The organism is Pseudomonas sp. stari2, assembly GCF_040760005.1.
GTDB lineage: Bacteria > Pseudomonadota > Gammaproteobacteria > Pseudomonadales > Pseudomonadaceae > Aquipseudomonas.
This window is the reverse complement of sequence record NZ_CP099760.1, coordinates 3,123,398-3,149,667: the sequence shown is the minus strand read 5'-3', so window position 1 is coordinate 3,149,667 and position 26,270 is coordinate 3,123,398. Positions and strand designations below refer to the sequence as shown.

Sequence of the window (26,270 nt, the reverse complement as noted above, 5' to 3'; positions counted from 1 at the left end):
AGCCTCCTATCGGCGGATCGCCAGACGCTGCTCGAGGTAACGCAGCAGCATGGCAATGAGGTAACAGGCCGCGACATACAACGCCGTGGTCACCAGCCAGGTTTCAATCACCCGGTAGCTTTCGACGTTGATCTTGCGCGCGTAATAGGTCAGCTCCGGCACCGCGATCGCGGCAGCCAGCGAGGTGTCCTTGAACAGCGAAATGAAGTTGTTCGACAGGGCCGGCAGCACGTTGCGCAACATCACCGGCACGGTGACGTAGGCCTTCACCTGCCACTCGCCCAGACCAATCGCCAGCCCCGCTTCACGCTGGCCCTTGGGAATGCTCAACAAGCCGCCGCGGAACACTTCCGTCAGGTACGCCCCGGCATACAGCGACAGCGTGATGATGAACGAAGGGATCTTGTCCAGCCGGATCCCCAGACTCGGCAACGCAAAGTAGATCAACAGAATCAACACCAGAATCGGCGTGTTACGGATCACCGTCACATACACCGATGCGAGCACCCGCAAGGCGCGATGCTTCGATAGCAAGGCAAACGCCATCAGCAGGCCGATCACGCAGCCGATGGCGATCGACACCAGCGCCAGTTCGAGGCCCAGACCGAGCCCCGCCAGCAAGGTGTCGAAATCGCGCCACACGGCGGCAAAGTTCAACTGATAGTTCATGGTCGGCAGTACCTTGAGCGGGGCACGTCAGGGCGCCCCACTCTCACGGGATCATTTGAATTCGACAGGGAAACCGATGGCGGGCGATGGCAGATCCACGCCGAACCATTGCTTGAACGATGCCGCGTAAGTCGGGAATTCAACGCCGGTCATGGCTTCATGCAGGGTGGTGTTGACGAAGTTCAGCCAGTCTTGATCGCCACGTTTTACGGCACAGGCATAGGTCTGCGGACTCCAGGCATACGTCGGGCTGCGGTAGCGGCCAGGGTTCTGCACCATCAGGTATTTGACCGAAGACTGGTCGGTGGCGGCGGCATCGGCGCGGCCGGAGTTTACGGCCTGATACATCAGATCAACGCTGTCGTACTGATCGACCTTGGCCTTGGGCAGTGCCTGGTGCACCAGCTCTTCGGCGTACACGTTTTGCAGAACGGCCACGGTCACGCTGTCGCCCGCGGCCTGCAGATCTTCGATTTCCTTGTACTTGCTGTTGTTCGGCAACAGCAGGCCGACGCCTTCGCGGTAGTACGGCAGGGTGAACGCCACTTGCTGCGCACGGCTGGCGGTGACGGTGATGAACTGGCAGCTCATGTCGACCTTGTCGGTCAGCAGGTTGGGAATCCGCGCATCGGACGACTGCACCACGAACTCGACCTTGCTTGGGTCATTGAACAGACCTTTGGCCACCATCCTGGCGATGTCGATATCAAAGCCCTGCAACTTGCCGTCCGCGCCCTGGAAGTGCCACGGCGCGTTGGTGCTGCCGGTCCCCACGATCAGTTTTCCACGGGCCAGGACGCTGTCGAGCTTGCTGTCGGCCGCCTGGGCCATACCCATGACAGCGGACGAAGCCGCGAGAACAAAAACACACGCTTTCAACAAGGAAGGTCGGCGATGCATGGCAAGCACTCCAGAGGGTTGTTTATTCCGTTATACCGGAACTTGGTTTGTTACTACGGAATAGACAGCAGAAAGTGTGCCACAGGATTCGAGGGGAATCTGCAATGGAATGAAAAGTGTGCTGAATCAGAGGGATGCGAATAGTGCTGGAAACGGTGTTACGCCAAGTGACGTAGATGTCGCGCTACCGTTGGCTACACACACGGGTATTCGGGCCACATTTCAGTGCGCACGGCACAAAATGGCGCATACCACACCTGTCAACTCTGACAGTAGCTCGATCCCCTTTCCCTCCGATAACGTCTTTCAATCCCCGGAAAGAAAACGGAGGTTGTTATGAGCGCTTCAATATCCTTCTCGGAGCTGCCAGCCACCTACCGCAAAACCCTGAAGACCTGGCGCCCGGTGATCCTGTATTTCGCCAATGAACACTGCCCCGCCTGTGAGTGGGCTGGGCCGATCTTTCGCCATGTAGCCGAGCCCTATCGGCAACGGGGAAATATCTACATGCTCAATACCCGCGACTGCCCCCGCCACCCACTGGTCACAGGGACACCAACGGTACTGTTCTACAAGAACGGAAAACTCTTGAAAAAACTCAAGGGCATCGGCACCGAAGAAACCCTGGAGCGGGACTTTGCCCAACACATCGGCAAGGTCAAGGCGCCGGCCGTTCACAGCAAACCAAGGCACGATCTGCCATGGCTGCGCCACACCCTACGCACCTTGCGCACCATCCCCGACAGCCGCCAACGGAACTTTTCCTGAAAGTGCCACCTAAGAGCCATCAAGTAATGGCACTTTCGTTCCAATTGATCTGTAACAACTAGCCTCGAGGCCGGATTGGACAAGCTCCCATCCGGCTGCTTTCCTTTATTTCTCAGAAAGAGATAGGTGCTGTTGGCCATCGGCCGCGGCCTTGCTTCGTCCCAGGAGGGGTCAATGTCCTTTAACGTCATGATGGTTTTCGGTACTCGCCCGGAGGCCATCAAAATGGCCCCTTTGGCCCGGGTTCTGCGTCAGTGGCCCGACATCAAACTCAATATCTGCTCGACTGGCCAGCATCGGGAGATGCTCAAGCAAGTGCTCGACGCGTTCGAACTGACGGTCGATGAAGACCTGCAAGTCATGACCCAGGGCCAGACCCTCAACGGTCTCTCGCAACATCTTCTTGCACAACTCGATCAGGCCTACGAACGGGTCAAACCGGACATCGTGCTGGTGCATGGCGACACCACCACCAGTTTCATCGCCGCCCTCGCCGCGTTCAATCGCCAGTTGCCGATTGGCCACGTCGAGGCCGGTTTGCGCACTGGCAATTTGCGCGCGCCCTGGCCGGAAGAAGCCAACCGGCGTCTGACCGGAGTGATCGCCGACCTGCACTTTCCGCCGACCGGCAAGGCCGAAGCCAACCTGCTGCGCGAAGGCGTACCGCAGGACAACATCGAAATCACCGGCAATACCGTGATCGATGCGCTGCTGTGGATGCGCACGCACCAGCAGCAAAGCCAGTGGCGTCCGACAGCCGATTCCCCCTTGTCAGTGCTCGACGACAACCGTCGCATGGTGTTGATCACGGGGCATCGCCGGGAAAACCTCGGCGACGGTTTCCAGAACATCTGCCAGGCCCTGGCCGACCTCGCCCTGCGCTACCCGGATGTGCAATTTGTCTATCCGGTACACCTCAACCCGCAGGTGCAGAATGCGGTGTACGGCATGCTCGCCGACAAACCCAACATCTATCTGGTCGCCCCTCAGGATTACCCGAACTTCGTCTGGCTGATGGGTCGTGCGCACTTCATCCTGACCGACTCCGGCGGCGTCCAGGAGGAAGCGCCAGCCATCGGCAAACCGTTGCTGGTATTACGTGACGTCACCGAACGCCCCTCCGTGCTTGAGGGTGGCACCGTGTTGCTGGTGGGCACCGACACCGCGAAGATCGTCAAGGAAGCCAGTCAGTTGCTCGATGACGAAGCAACCTACCAACGCATGAGCCGCGTCCACAGCCCGTACGGTGACGGCCACGCCAGTGAACGCATTGCAAAACGCCTCCACGCCTGGCTGAGCGCACGCTCGGCGGCGGGTAACGGCGTATGAGTCTGGGTTGGGTCGACTTCTTTGCGTATGTGCTGTTTGGTCTGAAGTATGTGGCGATCATCCTCGCCCTGCTGATGTTCATACTCGGCCTCGATGACCTGTTCATCGACCTCGTGTACTGGAGCCGCAAGCTGATCCGGCGCTGGCGGATCTACGAGAAATTCAAGCGCGCCGACGAGGAACGCCTGTATTCGATTCCCGAGAAGCCGTTGGCGATCATGGTGCCGGCGTGGAACGAAGTAGGCGTGGTCGGCGAGATGGCGCGCCTTGCCGCCTCGACCATCGACTATGAGAACTATCAGATTTTCGTCGGCACCTACCCCAACGACGCCGAAACCCAGGCCGACGTCGATGCGGTCTGCCAGCACTACCCCAACGTGCACAAAGTGGTCTGCGCCCGACCAGGCCCGACCAGCAAGGCCGACTGCCTGAACAACATCATCGACGCAATCCTGCGCTTCGAGAGCGAGGCGAAAATCCAGTTCGCCGGTTTCATCCTGCACGATGCCGAAGACGTGATCTCGCCGATGGAGTTGCGCCTCTACAACTACTTGTTGCCGAACAAGGACCTGATCCAGATTCCGGTCTACCCCTACGCACCGGAATGGAAAGGCTTCACCGCCGGCCACTACGTCGATGAGTTCGCGGAAAACCACGGCAAAGACGTCATCGTGCGCGAAGCCCTTACCGGCCAGGTACCCAGCGCCGGCGTTGGCACTTGCTTCAGCCGTAAGGCCATCAGCGCGCTGCTGGAAGACGGCGACGGGATTGCCTTCGATGTGCAGAGTCTCACCGAAGACTACGACATCGGTTTCCGCCTCAAGCAGAAAGGCATGAAGTGCATCTTCGCCCGCTATTCGGTCAGCGATCCGAAACTGGCGCTGGAGCAGCCGTGGGTGTTCGGCATGAACCGCGAATTCTCCCAGGTGATCTGTGTACGCGAGCACTTCCCTCGTGATCTGCAGCACGCGATCCGGCAGAAATCACGGTGGATCGTCGGCATCGTGTTCCAGGGCACCAAGAATCTCGGCTGGAGCCGCAAAGGTCTGCTCAATTACTTCCTGTGGCGTGACCGTCGCGGATTGATCGCCTACCTGCTGAGCTTTCTGGTCAACCTTTTGTTCCTGGTGCTGCTGGCGATGTGGGCGGTCACGGTGATTTCCCCTGACTCGTGGCGCTACCCATCGATCCTCGCCGACAGCTCGTTGCTCTCGGTGCTGCTGTGGCTCAACGGGCTGATGCTGTTCAACCGTCTGTTCCAGCGTGGCTGGTTCGTTACCCGTTACTACGGATTGGTGGAAGGCCTGCTGTCGGCACCGCGCATGATGTGGAGCAACTTCGTCAACTTCTTCGCCAACCTGCGCGCCCTGCGCCAGGTGATGGAGATGGGCGACTCGCGGCGCGTAGCCTGGGACAAGACCACCCACGAGTTCCCGGCTCTGACCAAGGCCCAACGTACCCCGCTCGGCCATCGACTGGTGGAAAAAGGCTTGCTGACCGAAGAGCAACTGGAAGCGGCGATCACCAGTCCTGTGCGCCGACGTCTTGGCCGTGAATTGCTGCTGCGCGAATACATCGACAGTACTCAGCTTGTACAAACCCTTGCCGAACAGCTCGATCTGGAATGGGCACCGCTCAACCCGTTCAAGCTCGACAAGCGCCTGATCGATGCCGTACCACGTCGGGTCGCATCGCACTACGGCGTGCTGCCGGTGGCCGAAGAAGGCGACACCCTGATTCTGGCCTCCGAAGGCCCGGTCAGCCAGGTCTCGCTCGGCGCAATCAGCCGTCAATTGAAGCGCCCGGTGCGTAGCCGACTGGCACCTCAGGGCCGTGTGACATTGGGGATTCGCTACTGGTACGCCAGTCCCCGCCAGAATGAGGAAGTGCGTCATATGCTCGAAGTACTTGAGCGCCATCAGGACGATGAAGCCTTGCTGGAGCGGGTCAGCCGCCATCAGGTGCTGCTGGGCAATCTGTTGCAGGTACGCGGCATGGTGCCGCCGACTCTTTTCAATCAGGCACTGATCGACTTTGACGCCGAACGGATGTCGCTCGGCGAACACCTGATTTCCCGGGGGATGATCACTCAGGAAGTTCTGGAACAGGCCCTGGCCGACCAGGCCAGCGAACAGCAAGCCGCCTACCGCATTGTCCGGGAGGTCGCATGAAGCCTGTGCATCGTCACACCTTGCTGATGGGCAGCCTGCTGCTGGGCCTGAGCACCGCGTATCCGCTACAGGCTGCGCCGCTGAGCGACTTCGAGCAGTTCCGCAGCTATCCCTACATGGACCGCAGTTATCGCGAAGCGAAAAAGGGCAACTGGAAAGAAGTCGAACGCCTGATGCGTCACTTGCTGGAAAAAGTCCCGAAAAACGACGAAGCCCGGGCGCTGCTCGTTGAGTCGCTAGCCAAACAACGCCGCTACAAAGATGCGATGCAAGCGCTACCGGACAACAGCGAAGCCCTCCTCGACCTGCGTCTGACCTGGATCGAACAGGATCCGCCGACCAGCAGCCAGGTCGAAAGCTGGATGGCCACCAGCAGCCTGAACGACCGCGTGCGCCTGTGGCAGGCTTACAGCTTGAGCCTGGCCAAGTTCGGCGGCGCGGCCAAGGCTCACGACTGGCTCGCACAACTGTCGCCCAAGGGAGATGACAACATCCTGCGTCTGGCGCGGGCTAACTGGTCGGAGCAACTGCGCGACTGGAGCGGCACCATCGATCAGCTCGCACCGCTGGCCGCCCGCAAACAGCTGGATGCCGAAGGCTGGCAACGTCTGGCCAATGCCTACGTGCAGCGCCTCGACGAAAAACCGCTGCAACAACTGTTGCAACAGGCCCCGAGTCCAGAGGCTGCCCGCAAGATCCGCCTGGCGATGGTCGACCGCGCCATTGCCATGGGCCACGAACAACAGGCGCAACGCTGGATTCAGTCGTTGCCGGACTCCGATCTGGCCGATCCGGCGCAACGTCAGCGCCTGTGGGAACTGGCGCGCAAGACCGAGGACGTGCCGACCGTGCAGCGCTTGAGCAACGACCTGCAGCGTCCTTGCCTGGAGACCGCCGAATGGTTGTCGCGCCACGATCCGGAAGCAGCGCTCAAGCAATTTCGCGGCTGCACACCTGACGACGCCCCACAAACCTGGCTGATACTCGCCCAACGCCTGCAAGCCACCGATCTGCTGCAAACCACCCGACTGCCGCAGCCGTGGGACAGTCGCCGCCAGGAGCAAATCTTGAATGTCTGGCAGGATCAGGGACGCAGCGACAAGGTCGATGCATGGCTGGCCGGCCAGACGCAAACACCTGAAATCGTCAAACGTCGGGCGGAACTGTCGCAACGCATGGGCCGCATGACCGAAGCGCAGACTTTGTGGGAGCTTCACTACCGGCAAACCGGCAACCTGAATTCGCTGAACCAGGCCACCTATCTGGCGGTAAACAATGGCGATCACGCACAGGCGCAACAGTTGCTGGAAACCGCGTTCGACCGTCATCAAGGACGCTTGCCGGCCACTGCACTCCAACGTCTGGCCGGACTTTATGCGGCTTCGAAAACCACGACACCGGAACAGCAACGGCGAATGGCTTCATTGCTCACCCATGTGGATGGCGCCACCCGTGGCCAGTTGCTCGCGCAGCTCGCGGAAAACGGTCAGTGCGACGCCGTTCAGCAAGCCATCGGTAACCATCCGCAAGCCGCCGGCGATTATCGCGCTCTGGGTCGTTGCGCGATGCCGGATCGGCCGGGCGAAGCTGTCGTCTACTACCAGCAAGCGGAAAAGCTCGGCGACCACAGCAGTTGTTTGCCATTAGCCTACGCCCTGGAAGCTGCCGGTGATTCGGCTGGCGCGCTGACTATCTGGCGCAGCCTCCCCGCAGCGGAACTGAGCGATAACGCACGCCTCACCGCCAGCCAAAGTGCACTGAATGCCGGTGACAGCCAGACAGCCGAACGATACTGGCAGCAAAGCACGACGCGTGGCGCCAATGAATGGGCCCTCGGTGCGGCAATCGCCGATGCTCGTGGCGATCATGTCCAGGCACTTGAACGTCAGCGTAAAGCCTTGCAACAAGCACCGGACGCCGGGCATTTCTACGCGGCGTCGGTCACTGCGCAAAAGGCTGGCGACCTGCCACAAAGCACCGCGTGGCTGGCCGAGGCTGTGCGCCGCGATCCTAAAAACCCGCGATATCGCGCCGACTACGGCATGCGTCTGGCCGGCGCCGAAACCCGCGAGGAGCGCGCCACCGCAATCCCCTATCTGCAACAAGCTGCCCGCGACTTCCCCGAGGATTACCGACTCGGTGAAACCCTGGCCTGGCGTTATGACGAAGTGGAGGACAGCGCCTCGGCCCGCAAGGAACTGCGCCGGGTGATCGACCTGGAACAGAACCCGGTGGCCGCCGACGACGAGGATGGCAGCATGGAAGCGCGGCGCTACCGTCAGCGCCGCGCCCATGAAACCCTCTCCCGCCGCGACAGCCGGACGATTGCCAGCACCTGGTCACCGGCCGGGGTATCGACCAATGACTTCGTGCGCCCGGACGAAAGCAAAGGTTCGAACCGCCGCGCCGACTCGCAAAACGTACAACTGGCGATGTGGGACCACGCTCTGGGCGATGAACCAAGCCGCGCCGGCAGCACGCTGTCGGTGTACGGTCGCGTACTGCTGGGTGGACAAGGTCGCTCCCGTTACGCCGAATCCCTCGCCGCCGGCGTCGGCCTGCGCTACAAGCCGTGGGGCACGCAGAACATCAACTTCTACGGTGAGATCTACAAACAGAGCCAGTTCAACGATGACGACAACCACAGCCTGAGCCTCGGCCAGATGCTGGTGCCGGAAAAACTGCTGGATCAGATCAACGATCATCGCCAGGACGGCCACACCACCACCGACTATCTGTTGCGCGCCACTGCTTCGTTCCTCGATCAGGGCAAGTACCGCAACGACTGGCGCGTCGACGAAAACGATTGGGACGAACGCTTCCTCTACCTCGATGCCGCCTGGTGGACCAAGGCCGGCGATCACCAGTGGCTGTCGCGGTTCCAGCAGGGGCATGCCTGGAAGCTGCCGAATAGTGGAGCCCAGACGATCATGCCTTATGGCTTCCTCGAATTTGCCAGCCAGGATCCGAGCAACGACTGGCGCCAGGACCTGCGTACCGGTGTCGGTCTGCGCTGGCAATGGTGGTACGACGAAGATCGCTACAACGCCTACCGTTCGAAACTGACGGTACGCACCGAATATCAACAGTCGCTGGGCGGCAATCTGTACGAAGGCGGTAATGGTGTGCTGCTGGGCGTGGAGTGGAATTTCTGATGGCTCGATGGATGTTGTTTTTCTGCCTGCTGCTGGGCGCCACGCTTGCCCGGGCCGATGAGTGGGTGTTCTATCAGCCGCTGAATGTCGATGCGGGCCTGACCCAGGCGCAGTGGCAGAAAGTCTGGCAGGACACGGCCCGGCAAGGTGCGCGGACTGTGATCGTGCAGTGGACCGCTTACGGCGACTCGAACTTTGGCGGTGCCAATGGCTGGCTCGCCAACAGCCTGAAACTCGCCCGACAACAAGGCCTGCATCTGGTACTTGGGCTGTCGATGGACCCGGCGTACTACAAACGCATCGATGAACTGGACAGCGCAGGCCTCGGCGCCTACTGGCAGGCGCAACTGGGACAATCGCTGGCCCAGCAACAGAAGTTGCGCCTGGAGTGGAAGCTGCCGGTCAGCGGTTGGTATCTGCCACTGGAGCTGGACGACTTGCACTTTCTGGCAGCCGACCGTCGAGCAACGCTCCAGCGTCAGTTGAAGGATTTCGCTTCAAAACTGGACGCACCGCTGCATGTCAGCGCCTTCAGCGCCGGCAAGCTGGCTCCGACGGTCAACGCCCAATGGCTGGGGGATCTGACGGCGGCCGGCGCGCAGGTCTGGTGGCAGGACGGCGCAGGTACCGGACGTCTGCCAGTGCTGGTGCGCAACGGCTATGCCAGCGCACTGCCCTGCTCCGTCGGCATCGTGCGTGAAGCATTCCGTCAGGTCAGCCGTGAAGGCGAGGCTTTCCGCGCCGAGCCGGCAACCCCGGACGCCACCTCCGCCGGCTGTCATCAAAGTGCCGTGTTTTCGCTGCGATACCGGCCGTGGGGACAGGTGATTCTCGACAACCAGCGCAAGCATCCGGGCAGCAATGTACAAAACCATTGAAGACGAAGTACTGAAGCGAACCGCACCCGCCGAGTTATGGGACGAGTTCATCCAGCATGAGTTCGAACGGCTGCATTCGTTCTGCCTGCTGATCTATCTGGCCAGCATGGGTATCTGGCTGGCCTTCGACCTGATCGTCAGCTTCCTTGGCAATCAGGGTTTCACCTGGCTCTCGATGGTGTTCGTCGCAGCGTTCGCCGTGCTCGCCGTGGTGTTGATGTTCACGCGCAAAGCCCGTCATTTCGACTGGCTGAACCTGACCTTCGTGTTCCTCATCACCCTCGGCATACGGTTGGTGATCAACGGCTTGCCGCCGACGTTTCACGGCATCTGGCTGGTGCTCGCTGCCGCTACCACGCTTTACAGTGCCTCCGTGCTCCCACTCAGCCGATGGTCGTTCTTCGCTGCACAGGTCGTCACCTGGCTGATGCTCAATCCGTTCATGGGGACCGGTATCGGCCTGCTGGAACTCAAAGGGGTCATGACCATCGCCTACAGCGTGTTTCTCTGTGCGCTGACGATCTATACGTTTTTGAAACTGCGCGAGACCAAGCTCTACAACTACATCATGTCCAAGCTGTTGCTGGATCAGGCCTACAACGACACGCTGACTGAAATCCCCAACCGCCGTTCGTTCATGACCCGTGCCGAAAAGAGCCTGCAAGCGCTGCCCCGCGAAGACGACCATTACTTGGCGATGATCGACATCGACAACTTCAAGAAAGTGAATGATGTGTACGGCCACGACATCGGCGATGAAGTGCTCAAGCGGATCGCGGCAGATATCAAAGCGGTAATGGCACCGTTCGAGTACGCGCGACTGGGTGGCGAGGAATTTGCGATTTATCTGGCGGGCGTACGCCGCGAGGACGTCGAGGCATTGGCCGGTGAGTTATGCCGGGTGGTGCGTGAGCAAACCACCCGGCATCCGGTGACCATCAGCATCGGTGTGGCCCGGGTCGAAGATGGCGATACCCTCAACCAAGCCCTGATCAAGGCTGACGAAGCGTTGTATGAGTCAAAGCACACCGGTAAAGACCGATATACCTTTCATCAATGAGGCCGTCAGGCCTCACGCTTGAGCAACACTCGCGTTACCCGTCGCTCCTCGACCGCCATCACGGTCATCCCCCAACCGGCATGCTCCAGGCGATCGCCCTTCATCGGCAGCCGATCCAGAAGACTCATCACCAACCCGGCGAGGGTCTGGTAATCCTCGGTCGGTTCGGCCGTGAAACCGGTGCGCTGGCGGATCTGCGTCAGATTCAACGCACCGTTCACCACAAACCCGCCCTGCTCCTCGACCACGTCCGGGCCAGCGATTTCACTGGCGTCCGGCAACTCACCGGCGATCGACTCGAGGATGTCGGTCATGGTCAACACGCCGACAAAATCACCGAACTCGTTTACAACGAACGCAATGTGGGTCGACGCAGCGCGCATCTGTTCCAGTGCGTTGAGGATCGAATAGCTGTCGAGCAGGTTCAGCGTCTTGCGCGCCAAGTGTTCAAGGTTCGGCTCGTTACCGGCCAGATACTCCTTGAGCAGCTCCTTCTTGTGTACGAAGCCCAACGGTTCATCCACCGCACCGTTGCGAATCAGCGGCAGACGCGAATAGGAGGAGTGCATCAGTCGCGTACGAATCGCCGCTGCGTCGTCCGCCAGATCAATATGATCGACATCTGCGCGCACGGTCATCAGGGTGCGGATCGGGCGCTCGGCCAGTTGCAGCACGCCGCTGATCATCACCCGTTCGCGACGGTCGAACAGCTCCGCACTGGGTGCTTCGCCATCGTCCAGCAAGTCGGAGATCTCCTCGCCCACTTCTTCCACCGCCAGTTTACGGCCACCCAACAGGCGCATCACTGCATGGGCCGTACGCTCACGCATCGGGCGCAAGCCCTGCATCGAGCGCTTGCGACGGGCCCGGGCAATCTGGTTGAACACTTCGATCAGGATCGAGAAACCAATGGCCGCGTACAGATAGCCTTTCGGGATGTGAAAGCCCATGCCTTCGGCAGTCAGGGCAAAACCGATCATCATCAGGAAGCCCAGGCACAGCATGATCACCGTCGGGTGCGCGTTGACGAAACGGGTCAGCGGCTTGCTGGCAACGATCATCACACCGATGGACACGACCACCGCGATCATCATCACCGCCAGTTCATCGACCATGCCCACAGCCGTAATCACCGCATCCAGGGAGAACACGGCATCAAGCACGACAATCTGCGCCACGATCGGCCAGAACAACGCATAAGCGGTGTTGGTCGAACGCTCGCCGACGTGGCCCTCCAGCCGTTCGTGCAGTTCCATGGTGGCCTTGAACAACAGGAACACACCACCAAACAACATGATCAGGTCACGGCCGGAGAAGCTCTTGCCGAACACCTCGAACAACGGTGTCGTGAGGGTAACCAGCCAGGAAATACTCGCCAGCAGGCCAAGACGCATGATCAGCGCCAGGCTCAAGCCGATGATTCGTGCGCGGTCGCGCTGATGCGGCGGCAGTTTGTCCGCCAGGATCGCAATGAACACCAGGTTGTCGATACCCAGCACCAGTTCCAGCACGATCAGTGTCAACAAGCCCAGCCATGCCGTGGGATCCGCTAACCATTCCATAATCTGTCTCTATCTCTCTTCAGTGAATTCAGGCTGCCGGACACGGCAAAGTGCGGCGCGAAAGCTCGGAGGCTGCGCCATCAACGATAGTCGGGAGTCGGAAGACTGGATGCTGCGAGTGCGTCAAGACCGCGCCGTGGCGCGAGGGGAACGGGGTTCTTTGAATAGAACTGGGAGGCTCCGAGAGGGTATTCATGCAAATCCTGAATGAAAAAAGGCCTTGAAGCGTACAGGCTCAGATGACTTTTCCTACAGTTGGAAATCATTTCAAAATCTGTACGCCTTCGCCGTCGCGTCAGGATTCCGGGTAGATCGAGGCCAGCACCCGTTCGGCGTTAGCGCCGCAGCTCATGCCTTCGGGTTTGGATTGAATGCTGTCGATCACCTCCAGCAACCGCGCCTTGCTCTGGGCCAGATGCTGTTGCATGACTTCGATCTGCTCGACCTTGCGTGTCAGCCCGTCCACCAGTTCATCGTGCTTGAACTCGCCGGTCCCGGCAGCCGGCAGCAATTGCTTGAGCTCTTCAAGGGAAAACCCGGCCTGTTGGGCACTGCGGATGATGTTCAGGGTTTGCAGCACTTGCGGCGGGTAGCGCCGATAGCCATTACCCAAGCGTTCCACTTTGGGAATCAGACCCTGAGCCTCGTAGAAGCGAATGCTCGAAGCGCTCAGCCCGCTCTGTTGCGCCAGTTCACCAATTTTCATTTCAGCCTCGAATTGCCTGCTTGACATTAAAGTTAACTTTAAGCTTAGCCTCTCTCCATCACTGATGAGGAGTCAAGCAATGTCGCCCTTCCAGATTTTGAAACTACCCAACGGTCAAACCGTCGGCAACCGTATCGCCAAAGCCGCCATGGAAGAAAACCTTGCGGATCGTGACCAGGCACCGTCCCGCGAATTGTTTCGCTTGTATCAAGCCTGGGCCGACGGCGGCGCCGGTTTGTTGCTGACCGGTAACGTCATGATCGACCGCCGCGCCATGACCGGCCCCGGTGGCGTGGTGCTGGAAGACGAACGGCATCTGGACCGTTTCCGTCAGTGGGCCGAAATCGCCCGCAGTGGCGGTGCGCAGGTCTGGGTGCAGCTCAACCATCCTGGCCGCCAGACCTTCGCCAACATGGGCCAGCAAGCGTTGGCGCCGTCAGCCGTGGCGCTGGAAATGGGTTCGTTCTCGAAATTGTTCGCCGAGCCAAAACCGATGACCGAGGACGACATCGAAGATGTGATTCAGCGTTTCGCCAAGAGCGCCGCGCTTGCCGAGAAAGCCGGGTTCACCGGCATCCAGATCCACGCGGCCCACGGTTATCTGCTCAGCCAGTTTCTCTCGCCGCTGACCAATCGTCGCACCGACCGCTGGGGCGGTTCGCTGGAAAACCGTGCACGCCTGTTGCTGTCGGTGATCGAGGCTGTGCGTCAGGCCGTTTCACCGCAGTTCTGCGTTGCAGTGAAACTGAATTCGGCGGACTTCCAGCGCGGCGGTTTCGACACGGACGATGCCCGACAGGTAATCGAATGGCTCAACGAACAGCCAATCGACCTGCTCGAGCTGTCCGGCGGCAGCTACGAGGCGCCGGCGATGCAAGGCGAAGCCCGCGACGGACGCACCCTGGCCCGTGAGGCATTCTTTCTGGAAATGGCCAGCGAACTGGCCAGCGTCGCCCGCATGCCGGTGATGGTCACCGGCGGTATCCGACGCTTGCCCATCGTCGAACAAGTGCTCGACAGCGGCATCGACATGGCCGGTATCGCCACCGCGCTGGCCATCGAGCCGAGCCTGGTCAAACACTGGCGCGAAGGTCGCCACAGTGAGCCGCAACTGCCGCCGATCCGCTGGAAACGCAAACCGCTGGCCGCGCTGGCGAACATGGCCGTGGTGCGCTTCCAGATGGCGCGCCTGAGCCGGGGCCGCCAGCCGCATCCCGAAGTATCGGCACTCTGGGCACTGATCCGCGACCGGTTGTACCTCAGTCGCCGAACCCGCCAGTACCGTCAGGCGATGGATGTATAAGCGCTAGCGCCCGGCAAACCGCAGACGAGACAGCTGGCGTAAATCCCCTTCGACGTAATAGTCGTTGGTCCAGCTGTCATCCGCCGCCAACGGCTGCACCTGCTTCAACGCCAGTTTCTTCGCGAAATAGCGGAAGCGGTAATGCTCGTAGAACCGCAACAGTTCCAGGCCATAGCGATCCGCCAGTTCGGTGTCGCCACGAATGATCAGGAAGTTCTCGTCGTTGCCGTTGCTGGCCGCGGTGCTGAGGTTGTGACTGCCGCTGATAATCGTCGGGCTGTCACTGGTGAAGTCGGTGACGATCGCTTTGGTGTGCACCAGCAGGTTGCCCTTCTGGCCTTTCATGTTCTCTTTCAGCCAGCCTTCCAGCCCGGTGTTGAGCAGCGCGGTGGCAGCGAACTCGGCTGTGCGATCGGCGTGGAATCCGGTGATGCGACTGGCGGTGTTCTGCAGGCCGTAACGCAGGATGTCGTCATGGGGCTGACCGAGCAGCGCGTTGAGAATGGCATCGGGCAAGGTGAACGCGGTAACGAACAGCACGTCCTTCTTCGCCGCGTTGATGATGTCGACGAACTCGCGCAGATCGGCACCACCACTGCGCGGCGAAAACCCCGCAAACAGCGGTTGCGCCGGATTCATCGGGTTGTGCTGGGTGATCCAGTCCCGGGTGGCACCGACATCTGCCGGCGTTGCCCAGACCTGTTCGAAAGTCTGCAAGTAACTGGCCGCGATGGCCGTGTCATCCAGCACATGCACCACGTTAGCCTGGCGATACACGCCGTTGGCGGTGAAGTTGGTACTGCCGCACAGCACGGCCTGGGGTTGCCGCTCACCGCCAGCGATACGGCTGAGGACGATGAACTTGTCGTGGAAAATATCGTGGGTCACCCGCCCGCGTTTGCTGGTTTCCGGCAACTTGGCGAGGCTGGTCTCGTTCATCGTGGTGTCTTCATCGCCGGGCTTGGCGTGATACAAAACCCGCACCTGTACGCCGCGATCGAATGCCGCGTTCACCGTGTCGATGATGGCTTGCAGTTGATATTCGTAGATCGCAATGTCTAGCGCCCACTCGCCATCGGGCGCACGTTCGATGAACCCCTGCAAGCGTCCGAGCAGGCCGTTCTCCAGCCATTGCCGTGCAGCATCGGGCCAGGCCTCGATGGGCATGTTCTTGTTGGCGCTGATCTGTGCGTCCAGGTCGGGAAACTTGCGCTGGAACGCCTGACTGGCGGCCACGGCGCGGTTGAAGATCACACTCTGATTGCCGGGATGACCATCGTCGGAGGTAATGCTCAACTCCAGCGACTCCCCCAGCGCCGGCGCATCGGCCGTGCCGTAGGCCAGATGTACGCGGTAATGCATGGTCGTCCCGGGATTGACCGCGTAATCGGCCCAGCGAAACTTCTGCAGCGGTGCGATATCACTCGGCGTGGCGTGAAACTGCGGGAAGGTGTGAGCCTTGCCGGGAAAGGTCAGGCTATTGAACAGGAACTGCCACGGTTTGTCGCCCTGCTGCTTCTCGATGGCAAACCCCAGCAGGCCTTTGCGGCGGGGTTCGGCGAGGTCCATCGCCAGTAGCACGCCGTTGGTGCCGGCGTAAGCCTTTACGCGAAAATCGTCCTGAGGATTGGCAACCAGTAAGCGCATGATTCACTCCTTGTGATGTGGGCTGGATGCAGCATAGACCTCAGACAGACAATAAATCGTCGATATGCCGGTAATCCGCTTCCAGCGCAGTCGCCAACTGCCTGGCCCGGCCCAGCCGGATCGGCCCGCGCTCGATATCGATCAACAGGCCCGGACAGCCCAGTGCCGGTAATCCCGGCCACTCTTTCAAGCGCCCATCGGTGAGCACCAGCAGACGCTGTTGCTCGGCGGGAAATCGCTTGCGACGCACCGTCAGCCAGTGTCCCGCCTCGTTCAGCGCCGCCAGCAGTGGCGTGCCGCCGCCCGCACCCAAATCATCGAGCCACGTTCGCAATCCGCTGGAAGCCTTCAAACCCTGCACCTGCCATTTCGGCGCTGCCCCACTGGCGGTCAGCAAGGCAAGTCGCGCCCGTTGCCGATAAGCGTCATCGAACAATTGCGCAAGCACGCCTTTGGCATCGCTCAACGCTTGATGACGACGGGTAGAAGCCGAGGCATCGACGATCACCAGCCACAGTTCATGAGGTGTGCGGGTGCGCAGTTGAAACAGCAGATCGGCGCGCACTTTCGGGCATCCATTGAGCAACGTCCCCGGCCAGTTCACCGAACCACTGCGAGCGGCGTGACGTTTGCCTTGTCGGCCATTGTCCAGGCGTCCGGCGCGGGGTCTGGCATTCGCCCCCGCGTCGGATCGGGGGCGAATGCCTATGGCTTTTTTGGCCAGGCAGGGACTTCGCGGCGCGTGCCAGTGGCGAGTGCCGGCGCCGGCATTTCGCCCCATTGCCCCTGACCTTCACTGGGCTCGGTCTGGGTGCCGGACGGCGATTGCCCCGGAGGTTGGGCACTGGTCGAAGACTGTTCGCGGCGACGATGACGCAAGGCAAATTCAGCCACCGCATCGATATCTTGCTTGGCGATGGCTTCGGCGCCGCGCCAGGCCGCATGGGCCCGAGCAGCACGCAGCCAGACCAGATCGGCACGCAGGCCATCGACACGGGCCGCAAAGCAACGATCGGTAATCTGCGCCAGCGCCTCATCGTCGAGGGGGATATTCGCCAAGGCATTGCGGGCGTTTTCACAGCGCTCACGCAGGGCTTGCTGTTCGGTTTCCCAGTGCCCACAGAAGGCCTGCGGATCGCTGTCGAAGTCCAGCCGACGACGAATGATCTGCCCGCGCTCGACCGGCGCCGTGTGACCGCTCAGGGCGACGTTCAGGCCAAAGCGATCGAGCAGTTGTGGACGCAACTCACCCTCTTCCGGGTTCATCGTACCGATCAGGACAAACTTCGCCGAATGCCGATGGGAAATGCCGTCGCGCTCGATCAGGTTGGTGCCGCTGGCGGCCACGTCGAGCAACAGATCCACCAGATGATCGGGCAGCAGATTCACTTCATCGACATACAACACGCCGCCGTCAGCCTTGGCCAACACACCTGGAGAAAACTGCGCACGACCGTCACTGAGTGCCGCATCCAGATCCAGCGTGCCGACCAGCCGTTCCTCAGTCGCGCCCAATGGCAAGGTGACGAACTGACCGCTGGCCAGCAAATCCGCCAGGCCCCGGGCCAGGGTCGACTTGGCCATGCCACGCGGGCCTTCGATCAGCACGCCGCCGATCTTCGGGTCGATGGCCGTGAGATACAACGCCAGTTTCAGATCATCGGCGCCGACCACCGCAGAGAGCGGGAAATGTGGGATATCGGTCATGTTCAGCTCTCTTCTTCTATATCCAGCAGCAGGTTCTCGAGTGCTTCTTTATAGACACCCGGCTCCTGCCACATCCCGCGCTGCTGCGCTTCGAGCATACGCTCGGTCATGTCGCGCAGCGCGTGGGGATTATGCTCGCGCACGAACTCTCGGGTCGCCGGGTCCAGCAGATAGGCATCGGCCAACAACGCGTACTGGTGATCGTCGATCAGTTGGGTGGTGGCATCGAAGGCAAACAGGTTATCGATGGTCGCCGCCAGTTCGAACGCGCCTTTATAGCCATGGCGTTTGACTCCGTCGATCCATTTCGGATTGGCCGCCCGGGAGCGGATCACCCGGTTCAGCTCTTCTTTCAGGGTGCGGATCTTCGGCAAGTCCGGCTGGCTGTGATCGCCGTGATAACTGGCCGCCGTTTCGCCACGCAGGCTTTCCACGGCGGCGAGCATGCCGCCCTGGAATTGGTAGTAATCATTGGAATCGAGCAAGTCATGCTCGCGGTTGTCCTGGTTTTGCAGTACGGCCTGCACCTGGCTCAGGCGCTGGACGAACTGCTCGCGGGCGGCGGTGCCTTCATCAGAACCGCCGTAAGCGTAGGCGCCCCAGTTCAGGTAGACCTCGGCCAGATCCTCGCGGCTTTGCCACAGACGACCATCGATGGCGCCCTGCACGCCCGCGCCGTAGGCGCCGGGTTTGGCACCGAAGATCCGCCAGCCGGCCTGACGTCGCGCAGCGTCCTCATCCAGACCCGATTGCCGCAACGCCTCGCGCTCGGCACGCACTTTGGCGGCCAATGGGTTGAGATCGTCCGGTTCGTCCAGCTCCGCCACGGCTTGTACGGCGGCGTCGAACAGGCGGATCAGGTTGGCGAACGCGTCGCGGAAAAATCCGGAGACACGCAGCGTGACATCGACCCGAGGCCGGTCGAGCAGGCTCAGCGGCAGAATCTCGAAATCATCGACCCGCTGACTGCCCGTGGCCCACACCGGTCGCACGCCCATCAGCGCCATGGCCTGGGCGATGTCATCGCCGCCGGTGCGCATGGTTGCGGTACCCCAGACCGACAGGCCGAGCTGGCGTAGATGGTCGCCGTGATCCTGCAGGTGTCGCTCCAGAATCAACGTGGCCGACTGGAAGCCAATCCGCCATGCGGTGGTAGTCGGCAGGTTGCGCACGTCCACCGAATAAAAATTGCGCCCGGTTGGCAGCACATCAAGACGACCGCGGCTCGGTGCGCCGCTCGGGCCGGCCGGGACGAAACGGCCACTCAGAGCGTCGAGCAAGCCGCGCATTTCGGCCGGGCCGCAGGCGTCCAGACGCGGGGCGATCACCTCGCGCAGCGCTTGGATGATCGCCTGCACATCTGACCAGCCTGCAGCGTCCAGTTGCGCCACATCACCCACCAGCGACTGCTCGATCAAATGCGCCGCGAACAACTCCAGACGCTCGCGAGTGTCTCCTGCGGTGCGCCAGACCTCATCGCTAACCGACAGCAGCTCAATTGGACGCGGGCCGGCCCAGGGATCAGCCAGTGCGCAATCCAGCGGATCGAACCCCAACTCAAACGCCTTCGCCACCGCCCGCAGCAGACTCGATTGCGCACCCTTGCCATCGCCACGAGGAATCCGCAGCAGCGCAAGCAGAGTGTCGATGCGCAGCCGCCCACTCGGCGATTCGCCGAAGATGTGCAGACCATCGCGAATCTGCGATTCCTTCAGATCACACAGATAAGTGTCCAGACGCGGCAGCCAGATCGCCGCATCGGCATCGCTGTCGAGGCCTTCGTCCAGTTGCAGTTCGCGATCGATCTGCGTGTCACGCACCAGCTGCAGGATGTCGCGCTGCAACTCACGGGCGCGGCGCGGATCGAGCAATTGCGCTTCGTAATACTCGTCGGCGAGCAGTTCGAGATTGCGCAATGGGCCGTAGGTTTCGGCACGGGTCAGCGGCGGCATCAAGTGATCGATGATCACCGCCTGAGTGCGACGCTTGGCCTGGGCGCCCTCGCCCGGGTCGTTGACGATGAACGGATAGATGTTCGGCAGCGGCCCGAGCAGTGCATCCGGCCAGCAGTTCTCCGACAAGCCCACGCCTTTGCCCGGCAGCCATTCGAGGTTGCCATGCTTGCCAACGTGGATCACGCCATGAGCGCCGTAGGTCTGGCGCAGCCAGAAATAGAACGCGAGGTACGCGTGCGGCGGCACCAGATCCGGGTCGTGATACACCGCGCTCGGATCGACCTGATAACCCCGCGCCGGTTGAATACCGACGAAGGTCAGGCCAAAACGCAGGCCGGCGATCATCATCCGCCCGTCACGGCACATCGGATCGTTTTGCGGCGCCCCCCAACGCTCCAGAACCGCCGTGCGATTGGCTTCGGGCAGCGCGTTGAACATCGTCAGGTAGTCGCCCATCGCCAGGCTCTGCTGGCACGGGCGCTGATCGAGGGTGTCGAGGTCGTTGCTGACCCCGCCGAGCAGTTGTCGGATCAACTCGGTGCCGCTGTCCGGCAGTTCGGCCGGCAATGGATAACCCTCAACTTGCAACGCCCGCAGAATATTCAGCGCCGCGGCCGGCGTATCAAGGCCGACGCCGTTACCGATGCGTCCATCCCGAGTCGGGTAATTGGCAAGGATCAGGGCGATCCGCTTTTCAGTGTTAGGCACCCGAGCCAGATCGACCCAGCGCCGCGCCAGTTCGGCGACGAAATCCATGCGCTCAGGCTGCGCCCGATAACACACCACGTCGGACTGACTGCGCTCGCTGCGCCAGGCCAGGTCCTTGAAGCTGATCGGCCGACTGATAATCCGGCCGTCCAGCTCCGGCAAGGCGATGTGCATCGCCAGATCTCGCGGACCGAGGCCTTGCTCGCTCTCGCGCCATCCGGGCTCGTTGTCCTGCGCACAAATCGCCTGAATCACCGGAATGTTGCGACGGAACGGCCGCAGATGCGGCGCTTCCGGGCTGGACTGGGCGAAACCGGTGGTGTTCAGAATCACCCCCGCCTCGACCTCATCCAGCCAGCCCTCGACCACCGACAGGCAGCCGGGCTCTTTCAGACTGGCCACGGCAATCGGCAGCGGATTGAGTCCGGCAGCCTGCAACCGTTGGCAGAACACGTCGATAAACGCCGTGTTGGCCGCTTGCAAATGCGAGCGGTAAAACAACACCGCCGCGGCCGGTTGAGCGGGCAGCCAATCGGCTTGCCAGTCACTCAGTTCGGCGGTGTTTTTGTTCGGGTGGTAAATCGCCGTGCGCGGCAGCGTTTGCGGCTCGCCCCACACGTAATCCCGCTCCAGCCAGCGATTGGCCAGACAGTGGAAGAAGTCCAGCGCATTGCCCATGCCGCCCTGACGCAGGAACTGCCAGAGCCGGTCACGATCCTCGGCGCCTACGGTGCTCAAGCCGCTAAGCTCCGGGTCGGGCCGATCATCTCCCGGCACCAGAATCACCTGCACGCCACGCTCGGACAATTCCACCAGCCGCTCGACGCCATAACGCCAATAAGCGATGCCGCCGTGCAGTGAAATCAGAATGACCTTGGCGTGACGCAGCACTTCGTCGACGTACAGGTCGACCGACGCATGGTTCTGCACCTGCATCGGATTGGCCAGGCGCACGCTAGGGTAATCGTCAGGCAGTTGCTGCGCCGCTTCGGCGAGCAGCGCCAGGCTGGAATCGCCGCTGCACAGGATCACCAGCTCGGCGGGGGTTTGTCCAAGGTCGGCAATGTTGTCATCCGACACGAAACCGCCGGGCTGGGTCCTGAGCAGGTGCATGGCTTAAACGCTGAGCGCGGCGCGCAGTTGCGCTTCGAGCTTGGCCGCGTCCAGTTCCTGGCCGATCAACACCAGACGCGTCACGCGCGACTCATCGCCCCCCCACTGACGGTCGAAGTGCTTGTCGAAACGCGTGCCCACGCCTTGAATCAGCAGGCGCATCGGCTTGTTCGGGATCGCCGCGAAGCCTTTGACCCGCAGGATGCCGTGCTGAACCACCAGTTGCGTCAGCGCATCGAGCAGCAGGCTTTCATCGGCTTGCGGCAGTTCGATGGAGATCGAGTCGAAGGCGTCGTGATCGTGGTCGTCGTGATCGTCATCGCCTTCACCGTGGTGGTGATCGTGATGGCTGTGGCGGCTGTCGATGTGTTCTTCGGAACCGGCGCCGAGTCCGATCAGAACGTCCAGCGGCAGACGACCGTTGCTGGCTTCGATGATTTTCACGGCTGGCGGCAGCTCTTCGGCGACTTCCAGACGCACACGAGCGAGGTCTTCAGGGCTGGTCTGGTCGGCCTTGTTGAGAATCACCAAGTCGGCGCTGGCCAGTTGATCGGCGAACAGTTCGTGCAGGGGCGATTCGTGGTCCAGGTTCGGGTCGAGTTTGCGCTGTGCATCGACCTGATCCGGGAACGCGGCGAAGGTGCCAGCGGCCACGGCCGGGCTGTCGACCACGGTGATCACCGCGTCAACCGTGCAGGCGCTGCGGATTTCCGGCCACTGGAAGGCTTGCACCAGTGGTTTCGGCAGGGCCAGGCCCGAGGTTTCGATCAGGATGTGGTCGAGGTCGCCGCGACGGGCTACCAACTCGCGCATCACCGGGAAGAACTCTTCCTGAACGGTGCAGCACAGGCAGCCGTTAGCCAGTTCGTAGACTCGGCCGGTGGCTTCTTCTTCAGTGCAGCCGATGGTGCACTGCTTGAGGATTTCACCGTCGATGCCCAACTCGCCAAATTCGTTGACGATCACCGCGATGCGGCGGCCCTGAGCGTTGTCGAGCATGTGCCGCAGCAAAGTGGTTTTACCCGAGCCGAGGAAACCGGTGACGATGGTGACGGGGAGTTTGGCCAGTGTTTTCATCGGATGCCCTTTGGCAAGGTGGCGGGCATACGGGACGAGGCCGGCAACGCGTGTGCGTGCCTGGAGAGTTCGCCACCGGATCACCCCGCCCGGTTGAAAGTGAGAATCTGTGACGAGGCAGGTCTCCTGGCTGACGGTGTTCGGGCCTTGGCCCGGTATTCGCTGCGCCTTCCCGCTGGCTCTGGATTGAGTTGGCAGTGGCGTAGCAGCGAACGGCACCGTTCACAGTTGCGGGGGCAGCCGCGGCTTGGACCGCGTTCCCTTCTTAGCTTCGGCGTGGGCCGAAGAACCTCGAAAGCGCAAGGCTACGCAGGGTGTGGGGATGGGTCAATGGTTCGTGGAGTTTGGGAACGAGAGCATATCCGTTGCTTCGGGTGCTGCCGCTGGCGGTTTCGCTCTTACAGCGAGTCCCTTTTTCAAACGCCAAAAAGGAACCAAAAGGCTTTTGCCCCGGCGTACGGCACTTCGCCTAGGCTCAGTGTTCCCTCGCTACGGTGTCCATCAGGGGGCATCGCCTCCGGTTTGCTTCGCTGCACCTCCTCTCGATGTATGCGGCTTCGCCGCACGGCGCTACGCGCCTACCCCCTGATGAACACCTCCGCTCGGCCTGCCGAAGGGGCAAAAAATCAAAAGCCAGAGCCAGAGCAAAAGCCAGATCAAAAGCCCCTCACCACGATGAGCGTTAGCTCAAGTACCGCTTTTGATCTCAAGGCCCATCGGCAGGCTGAGTGGAGGGATTGATTCGGGGTGGGAGCGCAGCGACCGTTTGGCGAAGCCAAACACATCGAGAGGAGGTGCAGCGAAGCAAACCGGAGGCGATGCCCCCGGATCGATCCCGGAGCGAAGGAACCCCGAGCCTCAGCGAGGGGCCGTACGTCAGGGTGAAGCCTTTTGGGTTACCTTTTCGGCGTTTGGAAAAGGTGACCCGCCGTAAGGGCGGAACCCTAAGTGGCCATAACCGCAGCAACGGATATGCCCACAAAAACGGATATGCCCACAAAATTGACTAAATTCCCCAACCCATGCTCTCCTACACAACTTGTTACGGGTGCCCTTCACAGGGTGAAACGGGAAACCGGTGAATCATGTGCTTTACTCTAAAGCCATGTCAGTCCGGTGCTGCCCCCGCAACGGTAAGCGAGCGAAGCGTCAGATCCACTGTGCCCACGGGCATGGGAAGGTGACGCTTGTGCAGGTCGGCAGACAGCCACCCCTCGTGAGCCCGGAGACCGGCCCGCAACACACAGTGCGCATCCTGCGTCACTGAACATAACAAACCCGCGGTGGGCGGGCGCTGTTCGAACCCCTGCGTGCCCGACTCGCAGGGGTTTTCATGCGCACCGTTCACCCGCTGACACACCAGAGGGAAGCGCCATGTCGATCATCAGCAGCACCGGCAGCAACACGGACAAAATCTCCAGCACCACCACCCTGAGCCAACGCCTGACCGCTGCGATCTTCGCGTCGATCCTGGGTGCCAGCCTGGTCTACTTCGCCGGTTTCTCGCACATCGAAGCGGTTCACAACGCCGCGCACGATACCCGCCACAGCGCTGCGTTCCCGTGCCACTGAGACCTGACGACATGATCAAGCGTATTGCGCAGACCGCAGGTTTCACCGGCCTTCTGGCCGCCCTGCTTCTGACGTTGCTGCAAAGCTTCTGGGTATCGCCGCTGATTCTTCAGGCCGAGACCTTTGAGAAAGCCGAACCGGTGGCCGAAGTCCACGAACACGCCTCCGGTACCGCCACCCACACCCACGATGCCGAAGCCTGGGAGCCGAAAGACGGCTGGCAGCGCGTGGTTTCCACCACCGGCGGCAATCTGGTCGTTGCCGTGGGTTTCGCCCTGATGCTGGCCGGTCTGTACACCCTGCGTGCGCCGACCAAGACCTCGCAAGGCCTGCTCTGGGGGCTGGCCGGTTATGCGACTTTCGTGCTCGCCCCGACACTGGGCCTGCCGCCCGAGCTGCCGGGCACCGCCGCCGCCGACCTGGCATCGCGCCAGATGTGGTGGATCGGCACCGCCGCGTCAACCGCTGTCGGCCTGGCGTTGATCGCGTTCGGTGGCAACTGGCTGCTGAAGATCCTCGGCGTAGCGATCCTTGCTGTGCCGCACGTGATCGGCGCTCCGCAACCGGAAGTGCACTCGATGCTTGCTCCGGTAGCACTGGAAGCCCAGTTCAAAATCGCTTCGCAGCTGACCAACGTGGCGTTCTGGCTGGCCCTCGGCCTGATCAGCGCCTGGTTGTTCCGCCGCAAAAGCGATGGTCAATACCACGCATGACCGATGACAGCGCAGCGCCGACCCTGGTGGTCGGCCTGGGCTGCCAGCGCGGCTGCCCGGCCAGTACGCTGCGCGCCTTGCTCGACCAGGCCTTACAGGCCCATCGCATCGAACTCGAAGCGGTCAAGGCTTTGGCCAGCATCGACTTGAAACGCGACGAACCCGGCCTGCAGGAACTGGCGGCTCAACTGGCGCTGCCGTTGCTGTACTTCAGCAGCGAAGAACTGGCCAGTTATCAGCAACGACTGAGTCACCATTCACAGATCGCCTTCGAACGCACCGGTTGCTACGGCGTGGCGGAAAGCGCTGCATTGGCGCTCGCCGAACAGCTGATTCAAGCCCCGGCAAAACTGCTGATATCCCGGCAAAAATACGCCCAGGCCACACTGGCATTGGCCGGCGCAGCGTAAATTTCCGATAATCCCCGCTTTCGATCATGAGCGTTCTTCATCTGAAGCGCTCTTGAAGCCTCGACCTGCCCTACTTTCACAGGATCCAACGATGACCGTTTACTTCATCGGCGCCGGCCCCGGCGATCCGGAATTGATCACCGTCAAAGGCCAGCGGCTGATCCGCAGCTGCCCGGTGATCATCTACGCTGGTTCACTGGTGCCGGCGGCGGTGCTGGAAGGTCATTCGGCTGAAACCGTAGTCAACAGCGCCGAACTGCATCTGGAACAGATCATCGACCTGATCAAGACCGCCCACACCAAGGGCCAGGATGTGGCGCGAGTACATTCGGGCGATCCGGGCCTGTATGGTGCCATCGGCGAGCAGATTCGTTATCTGCGCGAGCTGCAAATCCCGTTCGAAATCATCCCCGGTGTAACGGCAACCGCCGCCTGCGCCGCGCTACTGGGCGCCGAACTCACCCTGCCGGACATCTCGCAAAGCGTGATCCTGACCCGTTATGCGGACAAGACTGCGATGCCTGCCGGCGAAGAACTGGGCAACCTGGCGCAGCACGCAGCGACCATGGCGATTCATCTGGGGGTCAATCATCTGGAGAAGATCCTCGCCGAGTTGCTGCCGCACTATGGCGCGGACTGCCCGATCGCCGTGATCCACCGGGCGACGTGGCCGGATCAGGATTGGGTCGTCGGGACGCTGGAGGACATTGCCGAAAAGGTTGCCGACAAGGGCTTTCGGCGTACAGCACTGATTCTGGTCGGGCGGGTGTTGGGCAGCGATCACTTCAGTGAATCGTCACTGTATCGCGCGGGGCATGCACATTTGTATCGACCATAAAAAACGGCGCTCACGGGGCGCCGTTTTTT

At 61.3% G+C, this 26,270-nt stretch carries 20 protein-coding genes and 2 riboswitches; of the genes, 11 read left to right on the top strand and 9 right to left on the bottom strand.

The window, feature by feature from the left end; translation table 11 throughout:
• Window positions 1-6 precede the first annotated feature (6 nt).
• Complete coding sequence (locus NH234_RS14165) at window positions 7-669, bottom strand: amino acid ABC transporter permease (protein ID WP_059405928.1); 663 nt, start codon at window positions 667-669, stop codon at window positions 7-9.
• Between the two features lie 51 nt (window positions 670-720).
• Window positions 721-1,569, bottom strand: a complete 849-nt coding sequence (locus tag NH234_RS14160) for a transporter substrate-binding domain-containing protein (RefSeq protein ID WP_085730767.1) — start codon at window positions 1,567-1,569, stop codon at window positions 721-723.
• Between the two features lie 336 nt (window positions 1,570-1,905).
• On the opposite strand from NH234_RS14160, the gene NH234_RS14155 reads away from it, so the two are divergent.
• From NH234_RS14155 to NH234_RS14130, 6 genes are all read left to right on the top strand, one after another.
• Window positions 1,906-2,337: a thioredoxin domain-containing protein gene (locus NH234_RS14155; RefSeq protein WP_085730766.1), complete on the top strand. Its 432-nt coding sequence runs from the start codon at window positions 1,906-1,908 to the stop codon at window positions 2,335-2,337.
• 174 nt (window positions 2,338-2,511) lie between these two features.
• A complete protein-coding gene (wecB, locus tag NH234_RS14150; protein WP_085730765.1) occupies window positions 2,512-3,666 on the top strand; it encodes a non-hydrolyzing UDP-N-acetylglucosamine 2-epimerase in 1,155 nt (384 codons plus the stop codon).
• A complete protein-coding gene (nrfB, locus tag NH234_RS14145; RefSeq protein WP_282317615.1) occupies window positions 3,663-5,837 on the top strand; it encodes a cyclic di-3',5'-guanylate-activated glycosyltransferase NrfB in 2,175 nt (724 codons plus the stop codon). The genes wecB and nrfB overlap by 4 nt, the downstream gene beginning before the upstream one ends.
• A complete protein-coding gene (locus NH234_RS14140; protein ID WP_367257100.1) occupies window positions 5,834-8,992 on the top strand; it encodes a phage receptor in 3,159 nt (1,052 codons plus the stop codon). The genes nrfB and NH234_RS14140 overlap by 4 nt, the downstream gene beginning before the upstream one ends.
• A complete protein-coding gene (locus NH234_RS14135; protein WP_367257098.1) occupies window positions 8,992-9,870 on the top strand; it encodes a DUF4434 family protein in 879 nt (292 codons plus the stop codon). Before NH234_RS14140 ends, NH234_RS14135 begins: the two co-directional genes overlap by 1 nt.
• Window positions 9,854-10,930: a diguanylate cyclase gene (locus NH234_RS14130; RefSeq protein ID WP_367257096.1), complete on the top strand. Its 1,077-nt coding sequence runs from the start codon at window positions 9,854-9,856 to the stop codon at window positions 10,928-10,930. The genes NH234_RS14135 and NH234_RS14130 overlap by 17 nt, the downstream gene beginning before the upstream one ends.
• A gap of 5 nt (window positions 10,931-10,935) precedes the next feature.
• On the opposite strand, the gene NH234_RS14125 is transcribed toward NH234_RS14130, so the two are convergent.
• Both NH234_RS14125 and NH234_RS14120 read right to left on the bottom strand, forming a co-directional pair.
• Complete coding sequence (locus NH234_RS14125; protein ID WP_367257095.1) at window positions 10,936-12,492, bottom strand: transporter associated domain-containing protein; 1,557 nt, start codon at window positions 12,490-12,492, stop codon at window positions 10,936-10,938.
• Between the two features lie 295 nt (window positions 12,493-12,787).
• Complete coding sequence (locus NH234_RS14120) at window positions 12,788-13,198, bottom strand: MerR family transcriptional regulator (protein ID WP_085731254.1); 411 nt, start codon at window positions 13,196-13,198, stop codon at window positions 12,788-12,790.
• A 79-nt stretch (window positions 13,199-13,277) separates the two neighbouring features.
• On the opposite strand from NH234_RS14120, the gene NH234_RS14115 reads away from it, so the two are divergent.
• A complete protein-coding gene (locus NH234_RS14115) occupies window positions 13,278-14,501 on the top strand; it encodes an NADH:flavin oxidoreductase/NADH oxidase family protein (RefSeq protein ID WP_085730760.1) in 1,224 nt (407 codons plus the stop codon).
• Window positions 14,502-14,504: 3 nt separating this feature from the next.
• On the opposite strand, the gene NH234_RS14110 is transcribed toward NH234_RS14115, so the two are convergent.
• Genes NH234_RS14110 through cobW form a run of 5 tightly spaced genes read right to left on the bottom strand, consistent with a single transcriptional unit; the run spans window position 14,505 to window position 22,708 of the window.
• Complete coding sequence (locus NH234_RS14110) at window positions 14,505-16,148, bottom strand: phospholipase D-like domain-containing protein (protein ID WP_367257093.1); 1,644 nt, start codon at window positions 16,146-16,148, stop codon at window positions 14,505-14,507.
• A gap of 40 nt (window positions 16,149-16,188) precedes the next feature.
• Window positions 16,189-16,929 (bottom strand): magnesium chelatase, encoded by a 741-nt coding sequence (locus tag NH234_RS14105; protein ID WP_367257091.1) that lies wholly within the window; start codon window positions 16,927-16,929, stop codon window positions 16,189-16,191.
• The gene (locus NH234_RS14100; RefSeq protein ID WP_367257090.1) at window positions 16,854-17,855 is read right to left on the bottom strand and encodes an ATP-binding protein; all 1,002 of its coding nucleotides are present in this window, start codon (window positions 17,853-17,855) and stop codon (window positions 16,854-16,856) included. The genes NH234_RS14105 and NH234_RS14100 overlap by 76 nt, the downstream gene beginning before the upstream one ends.
• 2 nt (window positions 17,856-17,857) lie before the next feature.
• The gene (gene cobN, locus NH234_RS14095; RefSeq protein ID WP_367257088.1) at window positions 17,858-21,631 is read right to left on the bottom strand and encodes a cobaltochelatase subunit CobN; all 3,774 of its coding nucleotides are present in this window, start codon (window positions 21,629-21,631) and stop codon (window positions 17,858-17,860) included.
• Between the two features lie 3 nt (window positions 21,632-21,634).
• On the bottom strand, window positions 21,635-22,708 hold the full coding sequence (gene cobW, locus NH234_RS14090) for a cobalamin biosynthesis protein CobW (protein WP_085730756.1): 1,074 nt from the start codon (window positions 22,706-22,708) through the stop codon (window positions 21,635-21,637).
• 98 nt (window positions 22,709-22,806) lie between these two features.
• Window positions 22,807-23,017: riboswitch (cobalamin riboswitch) on the bottom strand.
• Between the two features lie 720 nt (window positions 23,018-23,737).
• Window positions 23,738-23,961, top strand: a riboswitch (cobalamin riboswitch).
• 121 nt (window positions 23,962-24,082) lie between these two features.
• Between cobW and NH234_RS14085 the strand changes: the two genes are divergently transcribed.
• From NH234_RS14085 to cobM, 4 genes are all read left to right on the top strand, one after another.
• Window positions 24,083-24,280 (top strand): CbtB domain-containing protein, encoded by a 198-nt coding sequence (locus NH234_RS14085; protein ID WP_016983301.1) that lies wholly within the window; start codon window positions 24,083-24,085, stop codon window positions 24,278-24,280.
• An 11-nt stretch (window positions 24,281-24,291) separates the two neighbouring features.
• The gene (locus NH234_RS14080) at window positions 24,292-24,993 is read left to right on the top strand and encodes a CbtA family protein (RefSeq protein ID WP_367257085.1); all 702 of its coding nucleotides are present in this window, start codon (window positions 24,292-24,294) and stop codon (window positions 24,991-24,993) included.
• Window positions 24,990-25,403, top strand: coding sequence for a cobalamin biosynthesis protein (locus tag NH234_RS14075; protein WP_085730754.1), 414 nt, complete (start codon window positions 24,990-24,992; stop codon window positions 25,401-25,403). The genes NH234_RS14080 and NH234_RS14075 overlap by 4 nt, the downstream gene beginning before the upstream one ends.
• A gap of 91 nt (window positions 25,404-25,494) precedes the next feature.
• On the top strand, window positions 25,495-26,241 hold the full coding sequence (cobM, locus tag NH234_RS14070) for a precorrin-4 C(11)-methyltransferase (RefSeq protein WP_085730753.1): 747 nt from the start codon (window positions 25,495-25,497) through the stop codon (window positions 26,239-26,241).
• The last annotated feature ends 29 nt before the right edge of the window (window positions 26,242-26,270 follow it).

What these genes read in the sequence shown, in the direction of transcription:
- NH234_RS14100 (WP_367257090.1), bottom strand. Translation starts at nt 17,855, where the DNA reads ATGACCGATATCCCACATTTCCCGCTCTCTGCGGTGGTCGGCGCCGAT.
- NH234_RS14080 (WP_367257085.1), top strand. Translation starts at nt 24,292, where the DNA reads ATGATCAAGCGTATTGCGCAGACCGCAGGTTTCACCGGCCTTCTGGCC.
- NH234_RS14115 (WP_085730760.1), top strand. Translation starts at nt 13,278, where the DNA reads ATGTCGCCCTTCCAGATTTTGAAACTACCCAACGGTCAAACCGTCGGC.
- NH234_RS14110 (WP_367257093.1), bottom strand. Translation starts at nt 16,148, where the DNA reads ATGCGCTTACTGGTTGCCAATCCTCAGGACGATTTTCGCGTAAAGGCT.
- NH234_RS14120 (WP_085731254.1), bottom strand. Translation starts at nt 13,198, where the DNA reads ATGAAAATTGGTGAACTGGCGCAACAGAGCGGGCTGAGCGCTTCGAGC.
- NH234_RS14075 (WP_085730754.1), top strand. Translation starts at nt 24,990, where the DNA reads ATGACCGATGACAGCGCAGCGCCGACCCTGGTGGTCGGCCTGGGCTGC.
- cobM (WP_085730753.1), top strand. Translation starts at nt 25,495, where the DNA reads ATGACCGTTTACTTCATCGGCGCCGGCCCCGGCGATCCGGAATTGATC.
- NH234_RS14105 (WP_367257091.1), bottom strand. Translation starts at nt 16,929, where the DNA reads ATGGGGCGAAATGCCGGCGCCGGCACTCGCCACTGGCACGCGCCGCGA.
- wecB (WP_085730765.1), top strand. Translation starts at nt 2,512, where the DNA reads ATGTCCTTTAACGTCATGATGGTTTTCGGTACTCGCCCGGAGGCCATC.
- NH234_RS14135 (WP_367257098.1), top strand. Translation starts at nt 8,992, where the DNA reads ATGGCTCGATGGATGTTGTTTTTCTGCCTGCTGCTGGGCGCCACGCTT.
- cobW (WP_085730756.1), bottom strand. Translation starts at nt 22,708, where the DNA reads ATGAAAACACTGGCCAAACTCCCCGTCACCATCGTCACCGGTTTCCTC.
- nrfB (WP_282317615.1), top strand. Translation starts at nt 3,663, where the DNA reads ATGAGTCTGGGTTGGGTCGACTTCTTTGCGTATGTGCTGTTTGGTCTG.
- NH234_RS14140 (WP_367257100.1), top strand. Translation starts at nt 5,834, where the DNA reads ATGAAGCCTGTGCATCGTCACACCTTGCTGATGGGCAGCCTGCTGCTG.
- NH234_RS14160 (WP_085730767.1), bottom strand. Translation starts at nt 1,569, where the DNA reads ATGCATCGCCGACCTTCCTTGTTGAAAGCGTGTGTTTTTGTTCTCGCG.
- NH234_RS14125 (WP_367257095.1), bottom strand. Translation starts at nt 12,492, where the DNA reads ATGGAATGGTTAGCGGATCCCACGGCATGGCTGGGCTTGTTGACACTG.
- NH234_RS14155 (WP_085730766.1), top strand. Translation starts at nt 1,906, where the DNA reads ATGAGCGCTTCAATATCCTTCTCGGAGCTGCCAGCCACCTACCGCAAA.
- NH234_RS14130 (WP_367257096.1), top strand. Translation starts at nt 9,854, where the DNA reads ATGTACAAAACCATTGAAGACGAAGTACTGAAGCGAACCGCACCCGCC.
- NH234_RS14085 (WP_016983301.1), top strand. Translation starts at nt 24,083, where the DNA reads ATGTCGATCATCAGCAGCACCGGCAGCAACACGGACAAAATCTCCAGC.
- NH234_RS14165 (WP_059405928.1), bottom strand. Translation starts at nt 669, where the DNA reads ATGAACTATCAGTTGAACTTTGCCGCCGTGTGGCGCGATTTCGACACC.
- cobN (WP_367257088.1), bottom strand. Translation starts at nt 21,631, where the DNA reads ATGCACCTGCTCAGGACCCAGCCCGGCGGTTTCGTGTCGGATGACAAC.